Here is a 12,379-nt window from a genome sequence, read left to right as displayed (position 1 = left end):
TTATACAGAAGGTGAAATTCACAGCATCATGATGAATTTATGCTAATACTTTTCATAATAATTAACATTTAGGTAAAGTTTGAATAAAATACTTGGGAGGGTGTGGGCACATTGCAAAATAAATCAAAACTTCAAAAAGATCTTCAACTCATCGCTTCCCTCCAACGGGATCTTAATTTAGTTACTGCTTTTTTATTATTGACTGGTCAAATTACACTTGTTGGTGTTTTCGTTAACCCAGGAGAATTTAGTCTTTCTTTAAGTGGTCCAATATTTGGAAGAGCTCGCTTGGAAAGTAAATTTCGTGATGAGCCATTTGTAAATACGATAATAGACGTTGTTGATGTCATTGTTGCAGTTCTTTTAATTATTGATGAGATTCGGATTGTTGGTGTGTTCATAGGTTCAAGCAGGTTCTCAATTGTCGTAAGTGGTCCGATTTTCGGATCGCCGAAACATGAACCTACACTGCCATGCTTAAAACGGGAATATAAATTTTATAAAAAAATAGTAACGAAGTATTTTTTTGTTGATCCAACAATTTTTAGAAACATTTGAAGGGAATGGTGGGTATGCCGTTAACTGATTTACCTGTAATCAGGCTTTCAGAGGGTGGAAGATTTCTCCTTGTCCTCTCTATCGTTATTTTCATCTTCTTTTTTACACAGCAAAAAGAATCAGACTTACAATAATGAAAGGCATGGCTATGAACATCTCTTCCATAGCCATGCCTTTTAATTTTAATTTCTTTATTCATTTCTATTATTATGTTCTATGACAGACAAAAGAGCTTTTTCAATTTCCTCATAGCTTGTGCACCGGCAAATATTAGAAGAAAGCCATTCCTTAATGGTTTCCTTTGAAGGATTCTGATCTTTTGAAATCAATGCTTGGCAATTCATTATGAAACCAGGAGTACAATACCCGCACTGAAAAGCAAATTGTTCAATAAATGCATGTTGGATGGGGGTATTTTTCAACCCTTCAATCGTTATTATTTTCTTTCCTGCTGCTTCGATAGCTAGGATGATACATGATTTATATGGAAGTCCATCTATCATAACTGTACATGCACCACAATCTCCATTTAGACAGCCTGGTTTTGCACCTGTCAGTCCTAATTGAAGTCGGAGAATACTTAATAAGGTGCTAAATGGTCTTATTTCTACTTGATAGATTTCATCATTTATATTAAGAGCAACATTAAATCGGTTAATTGGTGAGATATCCACTTATTTCTCCTCCAACTCTATTAGAACATCCATCATTGTATTTTTATAAACAAATAAACGATATTCTTTTGACCCTTCGATATCATGTAGTATTGGGCTTGGCAAATACTTAATAGAATTATCGATTCTCTCATTTATCGACACTTCCTGATTATTCAATTCTCTTTCAACTTCTAATGAACGAAATGGAAAAGGGCATAAACCGCTAAATGAAACTCTTACATGATCATCCTTTTTAAGTGCTGCAAAGGTTATTAATGGATATCCTGTCTCCCATTGCTGTCTTTTTTTAATTGAAAGATAAGGCATTTCCAAATAACTTTTCTCTGTTATCAATTGAACGAGAAGCTGGCCTTCCGAAAGATTAAGAGTTTGGTTATAAACCATATGAATAGGGAGACTTTTCACTCCTTCATGACCAGCTATAACACATAGGCTATCCGTTAATAGAAATGGTAAAACGGCTTCTCGATAAAAAATTTGCCCACAAATATTTCCGCCTAAAGTAATTTTATTTCGAGCTGTGTAATCCGCCACACCTTGAGAGGTCTTACTCAATAATGGAAAAAAGTTTTTTTCTTCTAGAAAAGTTAAGGGAAGTGCCGCCCCAGTAATTAAAAAATTTGCATCCAATTCGTGAGTCATGCATTCGGGTATTCCTTTTATATCAATGACTGCTCCCGTATGAATGAGATTTAATCTTCGGAACGTGATAATTTCTGTGCCTCCGGAATAATATATGGGCTGTTTATTTTCATGCTTTAATTGATAAAACAATTCAATGGCTTCCTTCAAGCTCTTTGGTTTATAGTATTCAATATCAGTTTGTACCACCGGCAGCACCCCCTTCTTTCATTCTCCAAAGTAATTCAGGTATTAAAGGTAAATAGTTTATCGGAGTTGAAAGTGCTGCAGATAGACTATTTCCAAGTGCGGCAGGCATTCCAATTAATCCATGCTCGCCAACTCCTCGTGCTCCAAATGGTGCATCAATTTGAGGAGTTTCAACAAAATCTACAATGTATTCAGGATGCTCTCCGAATCGGATGGGACGATACGTTCTGAATTGATGGTTAAGCACTCTCCCAATTGAATCAAAAACAAACGTTTCCCTGCCGCCAAAGGAAAGTCCCATGCTCATCGCACCCTTCACCTGTCCTAAAGCAGTTTCTCGATTTAATACCTTCCCAACATCAATGACAGATACGGCTTTCAAAATTTTGTAAGTATAATTGCTCATATCCATCTCAACTTCAACACCTTGTGCTCCAACGGTCCATTCTGGTCCAGGCTTCCCTGCAGTTGTTTCTTTGTCCAAATAGGAAATATGTCTTAATGTATAAGTGCCGCGTCCAATGATTTGTCCGCCAATCGTATTTCCATTTGGAAATTTGTAGCCGTATGCTATTTCTTTAATTGGAATCCTTATACTAGGATCATCACGCAGATAAACAAATCCGTAACCAACCTCCAAATCCTCCACGGGGGATCGCAACAGAAATACAGCAAGTCTTTTTAATTGGCTGATGACATCATCAGCTGCCTCTACTAGTGCTCTTCCAGCCATAAATGTTCCTCGGCTTGCAACCGTCTTCCAGTGCTCTGGCGTACTTTGGGTGTTGACAGTCATTTGGACATGAATGTCTTTCATTTCCATTTTCATTATTTCTGCCAGCATTTGCGCTAATACGGTTTTTGTCCCTGTTCCGATCTCGACTACCCCAGAAATTAAATTAATTGTTCCATCTTGATTAAAGGTTAAAATTACTCCTGAGCTTGCATCCGTATCTATGGTGGATGTTTTCCATATACAGCTAATTCCTTTTGCTCTTATTTTATTTTTCCCAGTTTCAATGATTTGCCCTTCATCCCAATGAATTAACTCTTTTAGTCTTGATATACATTTTGGAAGATTACCAACATTGCTGGAATTTAAGAGAACTTGTGTTGGGGTTGTATGACCTGGCAAGATCGCATTCCGGCTTCGTAATTCTAGTGGGTCCATATTAAGTTTTTTTGCTAACATATCCATCGTTCTTTCGAAAGCAAAATGGACTTCGGGATGTCCGAATCCTCGGAATGGAGAAGCATACGGATGATTCGTATACATGCATAAGGAATCGCACCAAATATGGTTAATATTGTAGGGGCCAGTACAGTCAACTGCCCCGGCTCTGCTAAGATCGGCAGATTTGTCTGCATATGCCCCGCCATCAAATAAGTAAAGGATCTCAGCCACTTTTAGAGTCCCATCCTCTGTACAGCCCAGTTTTACAGTTGCATCCAGACCGATATGGCAAGGGGATGTAAGAATATCCTGCTCCCTTGTATTTTGAATTTTCACTAGCCTGCCGCCTACTGCCCTTGAGGCAATATAGCATAGAATCTCTAGCTGAATGGAAGCCTTACCTCCGAATGCCCCCCCTACTAATGGCGTATTGACGATGATTTTGCCATTTTCTATTCCGAAGTATTCTCCTATCATTCTTTTAATCATAAAAGGGGCTTGAGATGAGGATGTAATTTCAATATCGCCATTCCCGTGAATTTGAGCGTATGAACATCTCGTTTCCATTGCGACATGATCTGATGGTCGGAAAGAAAATGTACCTTCGACTGATACTGTGCTTTCTGACCAGCCCTGTGAAATATTTCCTTTACGTACTTTTGTGCGGTTAGCGACATTCGTACCTGGTTCAGGATAAGCACTTGGAATCTTTTCGTATTGTCCTAGGTTTTCATGAAGGATGGGTGCATGAGGCTCTAGTGCTTCGGTTGGGGAATTTACGACTGGCATCGGCTCATATTGAACTGTTATGGCTTCTGCTGCATGGATAGCAATAAAGGGGGAATCAGCAACAACTAATGCAACTACTTCTCCATGATATCGAACTCGATCAACAGCAATTGGCGGTCTATCTCGAATTTCTTCACCGGTAAGCGGAAAGCCATCACCTAATATGACTGCTCGGACCCCTGGAATTTTCTTTGCTTCGGAAGTATTAATCGCTTTAATCTTTGCATGGGCGTAAGGACTGATTATCATTTTGGCGTGCAGCATATCATTCCTTTCCATATCATTTGTATATTTTGCTTTACCAGTTACTTTCTCATAGGAATCTTTCCGATAAAAACCTTTTCCGATTATTTCCATAATCTATTCATTCCCTTCACTATCCGAAAATTTACTGAAGAGTTTATTTTCCTAGTCACGGTATTAAATTTATGAAACGAGTGAAGAAAAGATGTTACTCCTCTGTAATAAAGCTTCATTTAATTAAAAAGACAGGCATAATAAAAGACCCCGATACATATCGGAGTCTCTGATAATTATTAACTTGATTTCTTACCAAGGTATGCTTCAACAACACGCGGGTCTGCCAAAAGATCAGAAGCTTTGCCGCTGATGATGATTTTCCCGGTTTCCATGACATACCCATAGTCAGCAATTTTCAATGCTTGCTTGGCATTTTGTTCAACAAGCAGAACAGTAGTTCCCTCGTCTTTAATTTCTTTAATAATTTTAAATATATCCGCTACAATTAATGGAGCAAGTCCCATCGAAGGCTCATCAAGAAGAAGCAGCTTTGGCCGTGAAAGTAAGGCGCGTGCGATCGCCAGCATCTGCTGCTGCCCGCCGGAAAGTGTTCCGCCTAGCTGGTCCTTTCTTTCTCGTAAAATCGGAAAATGATCCATAACATTTTCAATATCCTTTACGATTTCATGATCCTTTCGCTGGTAAGCTCCCATTTCAAGGTTTTCCATTACAGACATGCTGCCAAGAATGGCTCTGCCTTCAGGAACAAGGGATATTCCTTTCATTAAAAGTTGGTCAGGTCTTAAGCCAGTCACATCCTCACCCAGAAACTCAATTTTTCCAGATTGAGGCTTTAATAACCCGGCAATCGTTTTCATTGTCGTTGTTTTCCCTGCTCCGTTTGCTCCGAGCAATGTAACAATTTTCCCCTGCTCTACTTCTAAATTAATTCCCTTTAATGCTTGTATTTTTCCATAAAACGTTTCAATATTAGTAACTTTAAGCACTTTCTTCATCCTCCTCTGATCCGAGGTAGGCTTCGATTACCGCTTCATTATTTTGTATTTCTAACGGTGTCCCCTCTGCAAGCTTTTTCCCGAAATTCAAAACCATGATTCGATCGCAAAGCTTCATAACAAGCGGCATATCATGTTCGATAATTAGAACCGTTATTCCCATTGATTGAACCGTTTTAATTAAATCGAAAAGGCTCGCTGTTTCAGTTTCATTCATTCCAGCAGCTGGTTCGTCCAACAGCAGCAGCTTTGGATTACTGGCTAAGGCACGGGCAATTTCAAGTCTTCTTTGTTGACCATAAGCTAAATTTTCAGCGTCTGTTTCGATCTCATCTGTTAAACCAACCAAATCCAGCAATTCTTTAGCTTTTTCACGCAGTTGTCTTTCCTCGTTTTTCTGGGACTTTGTCCGCAGAACGCTGCTAAAAACTCCCGATTTGATTCGGCAATGCCCGCCGACCATCACATTTTCTAAAGCAGTCATTTGCGGAAAAAGACGGATATTTTGAAACGTTCGACAGATTCCTTTTTCAGTTATTAAATGCGGCTTTATTCCAGTGATCGTTTCCCCCGTAAAGGTTATTTCCCCAGAAGTTGGAGGAAAAAGGTTCGTAATCATATTAAACATAGTTGTTTTTCCAGCTCCGTTTGGACCGATTAAACCAAATATCTCGCCTTCCTTAACAGTGAAGGTAACATCAGTTAATGCTGAAATACCGCCAAAATTTTTAGAGATGTTTTTGATTTCCAGAACCATGTTCAATCCCCCTTTTTGGCCGTTTTAACTTTTGAAACCAATTTAATACGTTATTATCGATAATTCCTTGTGGACGGAACGCCATCATTAAAATTAGTATTAACCCGTAAATCATGTAGCGATATTCACTAATAAATCTCAAAACCTCAGGCATTAAGGTCATAAAGGTGGCTCCGAAAATGGCCCCGACAATTACCTCGCTGCCGCCAAACACGGCAAAAATAAGAATTTCAACCGCACGATGATATGAAAAATCAGCCGGACTAATATACGCCATAACGTGAGCAAATAATGCACCTGCAAAGCCTGATATAACGGCACCTTGGACAAATGCCAATACTTTATAGTAAGTAATATTAATACCCATTGATTCTGCTGCTTTTTCATCCATTTTAATAGAGGCAAATGCACGGCCAACTCTGGAATGATTCTGCCTAATTATAAACCAGACTACGAGAATATTTATAATTAATAGAATGACAAAAACAACTAAGAAAACAAATTGATTACTCTTCAAGCCTAAGATAGCGGGGTCAAATCCAGCATCCTTTAATACTCTAAAAACTTCACGGCCAATTTGAGGAATTCCAGAAATTCCAACGGCACCCTTTGTTACGGATTCCCAGTTAACAAAGAATACACGGATTACTTCCCCAAATCCTAAAGTAGCAATAGCTAAATATACTCCTTGAAGACGAAGTGATGGGATTCCAACTACAAGTCCAAATAATCCGGCAACAAGCGCCCCTGCAATAACACCGATGAAAATCGGAACATCAAAATTAAGTGTCAGCAAAGCAGAAGTATAAGCGCCAATCCCCATAAAGCCTGCATTCCCAAGAGATAACTGTCCTGATGAAAGAGTGACATAAATACTAAGCCCGAGAATAATATTAATTAGAATAAAGGAACCTACTTGTAAATAATATGGATTGATTAATTCTCCTAGCATCATGTCACCTCCCTGCTGCTGTTGTCTTTTGGCCGAACAAGCCTTGAGGCCGTAGTAATAGGATAAAGATGATCGTAATAAATGCGATTGCATCACGATAGCCAGAATCTCCATACGCGACAACTAATGTTTCAGATAGTCCGAGCAATAGCCCGCCAGCCATTGCACCTTTTACATTTCCCATACCACCTAAAATGATGATCGCGAGACCCTTTAAGCCCATTGATAACCCCATTTGCGGATTGACAGAGTTAAAGGCCATCCCAACAAGGATTCCAGCAATTCCACCCATGGCAGAAGCAATAACGACTGTCATAATGATAATTCTTTTCGTATTAACTCCAAGTATGCTGGCAGTCTCAATATTTTCTGCAGTTGCCCGAAGAGCTTTTCCAGCTTTTGTTTTTAATAGCCAATAAGATAGCACCATCATCAAAATAACAGAAATAACAAAAATCAAAATTTGAACTAAATAAATGGTGATGGAACCAATTTGAAAGTTAATTTCAGAAAAGGCATTTTTGAAAGGATGATTTCCAGCACCAAAAAGGTGATGTGATAAATTCTCTAGTAAAATAGATGCTCCGATTGTACTAATTAAAGGAGCAAGGTGAGAAACACCTTGCTTTCCCCTTAATGGACGCAGTGCAAATCGTTCAAGCATATAACCTAGTATAGCTGTTACAATAATTGCCGCTAAAAATGCCACCCATATTGGCAATCCTAATGTACTTGTAACAATTACTCCGATAAAGGCTCCAAACATAAATATTTCGCCATGTGCCATATTAATGATGCCTAAAACACCAAAAACAAGAGTAAAACCTAGGGCGACGATGGCATAGATGCTTCCCAATGTAATTCCGTTAATAAGCTGCTCTAGTAGCAAAACATCTCACCCTTTGCTTCAAAAATTATTCAAAGATTTTGAACTTTTTATCTTCAATGATTAATACAGTCGGTTCCATGACAACGTCACCGTCTTCGTCAAATGAGAACTTTCCTAAAATACCTTCTAAGTCTTTAATTTCAAGAAGGGCATCCTTTAGCTTATCGCGATCTGCTTCTCCAGCATTTTTTAATGCCTCTGCCATTATGTAAAGTGCGTCATATGCTTGTGCAGCAAATTGGTCAGGCTTCTTTTTGTATTCTGCTTCGAACTTTTCGTTAAAGCCTTGTACTTTAGGATCGTCTTTTTCCCCAAACCATGGAGTTGCAACGATAAGCCCGTTAGAAGCATCGCCAGCAATCTCAATAACCTGTGGAGAGTTAAACCCATTTCCGCCAACAAAAGGAACATCAATTCCCATTTTTCTAGCTTGGTCCATGATGACAGCACCTTCATTATAAAGTGCCGATGCCAAGATTAAGTCAGGATTTTGACCTTTAATTTTTGTTAATTGTGCATTGTAATCAGCTTGTCCTTTTTGGAACGTTTCAATGGTCGTAATTTCAAGACCCATGTCTTTTGCTACTTTTTCCATTGTGTCAAAACCGGACTTTGTGAACACATCGTCATTTCCGTAAAGGATTGCAACCTTTTTTGCACCGTATTTATCTACTGCTTTTTGAATTGAGGCAGGGATTGCTAGTGCTTCAGGGATGGAGTTTCTGAATACATATTCTCCAATTTGTGGAATTCCTTCAGCAGTAGTCGAAGTACCCATAATTGGAATACCATTCAAGTCAGCCTCAGGACCTACTACATTCATTTCTGTACTTAAAGTTGGTCCTAATAGTGCAACAATGCTATCATCGCTCATTAGCTTTTGTGCGGCAGATAAAGCTTGTTCCTGCTTGCCTGCAGAATCTTCAATAACTAAATCAATTTTAACTTCGCCTTTTTCGTTAATTTCTTTCTGGGCTAATTTGAATCCGCTTGTTATGGCTTCCCCATAAGCAGCACCAGGTCCTGTCATATAGGAAATAACGCCAATTTTTGCTTCTACTGGGCCTCCGCCTCCATCTTTAGAAGGTTCACTATCACCTGCTGTATCTGTGCTTTTGCCGCTGCATGCTGATAATAAAACTAGCATGAGTACGGCCATTGCTAGAAAAGGCTTTCTAATTGCTTTTCTCATTTTTTTCTTTTCCCCCTATTTTCTGAAAATATTAAAAACATATCTCTATTAAATACTACTTAATAGCCATTGTAAATAGATTTATTGGAATTGTTTGAAAATGAAAGCGTTTTTATTTTGGAATAACATTTTCACAGCAAAAAAGGTGATTCTATCTGTAAGAATCACCTTTTTAAAAAATATTTATTATTAGTGTGTAGTATTATTGTTCGGCATCCCATTCATTTGGGCGGGAGCATAAGCATTTAACAGCTGCTGCATATCTTGTGAAGCAAGCTGTGGAACTTGATAGTAATGATTTTTATTTTGATAAATCGAAAGCTCATAAGCCATTTCAATGCAATTAGGCACAGAGTCAGCTATGACGCGGCGGACAACTGGATTTGTCACTTCACATGCTGCCATTGCTTTTGATCCAGCCATCGCCTTATGAGCACCAAGCATTAGCCCAGAAATACATGCGTCTGTAACTTCTGATGCCGAATTTAACGGTTTTTTTGGCTGAGAAGGCTTCAGCCCATAAACAAAATCGTTCTCTTGTGTCATTTTATAGCTCTGTGTTGGCACTGCTGGATCTTGACCAGATTTAAAGCAGTCAACGGTTGTATTATATTCCTGAGTAATAAACTGATGTTGTCTATCAAGTATGCTTCCTAGTTCTTGATCTTTTACATGGGGACGTAAAAGGGTGTATTGGTCTAAAACACCAACAGTTCCGGATAATACCTCATGGACATCAAAAACCTCATGTCCCCCATGATTCATTTGTTGATTAACCATGCCGGTATGCATATTTTGATGCATTTGACCTTGTTGCTGATTTTGGTTTTGCATTTGCATTCAAATTCCTCCCTCATATTAAATCAAAATTATTTTGCAACCGAAATTTATTTTTATTCCTTTTTTACGAGTTAATTTTGTTTTGCTGGAAAAGAATGTACCGTATATTGGACGAAGCGAGCCATGGATATAGTATTTTTAATAATCATGAGGATGAATGTATTAAAGTAGTCCTTAAGCCTTGAGCTACTCACTACTTAACCCTATACGAGTTGTTTGAAGAGATAGTCATCATTCAGTAATTGATAAAATATGCTTAGCTCTCGGAATATCTTTTGCCGAAAGCTAAGCATTTTAATAATGTAAAGAGTGGCGCCGATATTTTCTTTCATGGCATTGATCACAAATTTGGTACTTATGATCCCATTCTAGTTTCCTGCCGCAGCTTCGGCATTTTTTTGCCATATTTTTCACATCGGTTCGTAATCTGTCATGTACTTTATCACTAATTTGCTCTCGGATCCGCTCCCAATAAATGGCTTCGGTTCTTCGATCTAACCGATATAAAAACAACAAATAGAGACCAATCGCTTTGTATGAAAGCTCTAATTCCTCTAAGTTGCGATTCTTTAAAAGCGGTTCTGGCAACTCAGCCCCATCAATAATGGCTAACATCGTTTGTTCCCACTGCCAGATTAATTGAGGCTCCTTTTTGGAAAAAGGCAAATGAAGAAAACCATATAGATCCATAATGGACAGTTTTGCTTCTATTTCTGAGCCGCGGATCTTTTCATACAACTCTCTTTCTTCTGATAAAGAAGCCTTCTTCGTCCCCTTTGGACTTTCAAATTTATCCCATAATTCAAAAAAGGTTCCGAGATCGCGATAGTAGGTTTGAAACCGTTCAAAAACAGTACTTGTTGGTGCTACAGAAAAAGTTTGAATGGGCTGATCCTCGCAAACGAGCAGATCCCACATCTTCTTAATATTGGTGACAAAAGCTACTTTACCTACATCGTAAATGCCTTTTCTTCCAGCTCTCCCGGCAATCTGCTTAACCTCCTGGGATGTAAGGAGCCGTCTTTTCTGTCCATCAAATTTTTCATTTTCCAAGAAAACGACTCTTTTAATTGGGAGGTTTAATCCCATTCCAATCGCATCAGTTGAAACAATAATTGAAGCTTTTCCATGATTAAACCGCTGAACTTGTTTTTTTCTTGTTTCAGGTGGCATACTTCCATAAATCATACTGACCGAGTGTCCCGAATTTTCCAGTCTTGATGCTGTTTCAAGAACTTTTTTCCTTGAAAAACAAATTAAAGCATCCCCTTTATCAACACGGCTAAATTTAAACTCCCTCTTTTCTACTTCTAATGGGACATCTCGGGTGTATTCGAAGATTTCAATGCTTGAATCACCAAGCAGCTCAAGTAATATTTCTTTTACATTTTTGCTGCCGATAATGTGCACTTCATTTGCGTTTGCCTTTGTTATGGCCTTGTACCACGAAAACCCTCGATCCTTATCAGTAATCATCTGTGCTTCGTCAATCACAATACAGTCGAAAAAATCCTTTTCATGAAACATTTCGACTGTACAAGATATATGGCTGGCACCAGCTACAATCTTTTCTTCTTCTCCTGTTTTTAAAGAGCAAAGTGTACCTTCCTCATTCAGTTTATCGAATACTTCTAAAGCAAGAAGGCGCAGCGGGGCCAAATATAGTCCACTTGAAGCTGCTTTCATTTTTTCTAGTGCATGGTGTGTTTTTCCGGTATTTGTTTCCCCGATATGCAGAACAAAACGAATATTTCTTCTAATAGAAGGCTGATATTCTTGTCCGAATATTTCATTGATGATGCGCTTTTCCTCTTCTTTTTTTCTCTCGATTTCTGCTTTTTCTTCTTCTAATCTTCGCTGTAGGTTCGCTAGATCGTCTTGATATATTTCTTTATGCTTAGTTAAATCAAATGGAATTTTTGCGAGCTTCATAAGATCATTAATATATTCCTGCTGGGCAAACTCGATAAAGTGTAAGGCCAATTCTTCACTAGTTTCAGCAAGTATTTCATCTGCAATGGACTGAATAAATGATTTTGAGAGATTAAACTCTTTATACTGCATTTTACTTATTCCCATATCCATTATTAAATCTTTTAAATAGCTTGCTGTTTTCTGTAAATATCGATCAAAATAAGTTTCGTATTCAAAATACTGGCGACCCCAATGAGAGGTTTTGTGAATATCCCCTGTTAATTCTTCAAAAAAATCGCTGACATAAGTATAATCAGCAGGATCGAAAACACCGATCATTTTAAGTTTTTCTTCGAGTGCAATTGTGTCAATCTTTTTATACTTTACTTCGCTTTGCAGATCTTTTATAAGGTTTAAGGAAATGAAGTGTCTTACATATAAATNNATGCATTCTATTTCCTGAATGAATTTTTCCTGGAAATTCTGAATTGATTCATGCAGTAGCCTTTCTTCTTCTTTTTGTAAAAAGTCTTCCCTAGCTTCTCTATAT

General features: G+C 38.2%; 11 protein-coding genes. 1 reads left to right on the top strand and 10 read right to left on the bottom strand.

Annotated features, from left to right (window positions below):
* Positions 1–102: 102 nt before the first annotated feature.
* The gene (locus tag V7122_RS13905; RefSeq protein WP_335527217.1) at positions 103–558 is read left to right on the top strand and encodes a hypothetical protein; all 456 of its coding nucleotides are present in this window, start codon (positions 103–105) and stop codon (positions 556–558) included.
* Between the two features lie 191 nt (positions 559–749).
* Here the strand turns inward: V7122_RS13905 and V7122_RS13900 are convergent, their stop codons facing one another.
* The 10 genes from V7122_RS13900 to V7122_RS25770 form a co-directional block, all read right to left on the bottom strand.
* On the bottom strand, positions 750–1,217 hold the full coding sequence (locus V7122_RS13900; protein WP_438824787.1) for a (2Fe-2S)-binding protein: 468 nt from the start codon (positions 1,215–1,217) through the stop codon (positions 750–752).
* Between the two features lie 15 nt (positions 1,218–1,232).
* Positions 1,233–2,066 (bottom strand): FAD binding domain-containing protein, encoded by an 834-nt coding sequence (locus tag V7122_RS13895; protein ID WP_335527213.1) that lies wholly within the window; start codon positions 2,064–2,066, stop codon positions 1,233–1,235.
* Positions 2,053–4,386 carry a xanthine dehydrogenase family protein molybdopterin-binding subunit gene (locus tag V7122_RS13890; RefSeq protein ID WP_335527211.1) on the bottom strand — a complete coding sequence of 778 codons (2,334 nt, stop codon included), beginning with the start codon at positions 4,384–4,386 and terminating at the stop codon, positions 2,053–2,055. Before V7122_RS13890 ends, V7122_RS13895 begins: the two co-directional genes overlap by 14 nt.
* Before the next feature lie 179 nt (positions 4,387–4,565).
* Complete coding sequence (locus V7122_RS13885) at positions 4,566–5,276, bottom strand: ABC transporter ATP-binding protein (protein WP_335527209.1); 711 nt, start codon at positions 5,274–5,276, stop codon at positions 4,566–4,568.
* Positions 5,269–6,042, bottom strand: coding sequence for an ABC transporter ATP-binding protein (locus V7122_RS13880; RefSeq protein WP_335345438.1), 774 nt, complete (start codon positions 6,040–6,042; stop codon positions 5,269–5,271). The genes V7122_RS13885 and V7122_RS13880 overlap by 8 nt, the downstream gene beginning before the upstream one ends.
* Positions 6,014–6,994: a branched-chain amino acid ABC transporter permease gene (locus tag V7122_RS13875; protein WP_335345449.1), complete on the bottom strand. Its 981-nt coding sequence runs from the start codon at positions 6,992–6,994 to the stop codon at positions 6,014–6,016. The genes V7122_RS13880 and V7122_RS13875 overlap by 29 nt, the downstream gene beginning before the upstream one ends.
* Before the next feature lie 4 nt (positions 6,995–6,998).
* A complete protein-coding gene (locus tag V7122_RS13870) occupies positions 6,999–7,883 on the bottom strand; it encodes a branched-chain amino acid ABC transporter permease (RefSeq protein ID WP_335345439.1) in 885 nt (294 codons plus the stop codon).
* A gap of 25 nt (positions 7,884–7,908) precedes the next feature.
* Positions 7,909–9,075 (bottom strand): ABC transporter substrate-binding protein, encoded by a 1,167-nt coding sequence (locus tag V7122_RS13865; protein WP_335484757.1) that lies wholly within the window; start codon positions 9,073–9,075, stop codon positions 7,909–7,911.
* 189 nt (positions 9,076–9,264) lie between these two features.
* The gene (locus V7122_RS13860) at positions 9,265–9,915 is read right to left on the bottom strand and encodes a spore coat protein (RefSeq protein WP_438823983.1); all 651 of its coding nucleotides are present in this window, start codon (positions 9,913–9,915) and stop codon (positions 9,265–9,267) included.
* A 294-nt stretch (positions 9,916–10,209) separates the two neighbouring features.
* On the bottom strand, positions 10,210–11,847 hold the full coding sequence (locus V7122_RS25770) for a helicase-related protein (RefSeq protein WP_438824786.1): 1,638 nt from the start codon (positions 11,845–11,847) through the stop codon (positions 10,210–10,212).
* Positions 11,848–12,379 lie beyond the last annotated feature (532 nt).

This window comes from Bacillus sp. JJ1532, from assembly GCF_036965085.1.
GTDB lineage: Bacteria > Bacillota > Bacilli > Bacillales > Cytobacillaceae > Cytobacillus.
The sequence above is the reverse complement of the archived record's forward strand: the minus strand, read 5'-3'. Positions and strand labels throughout refer to the sequence as shown.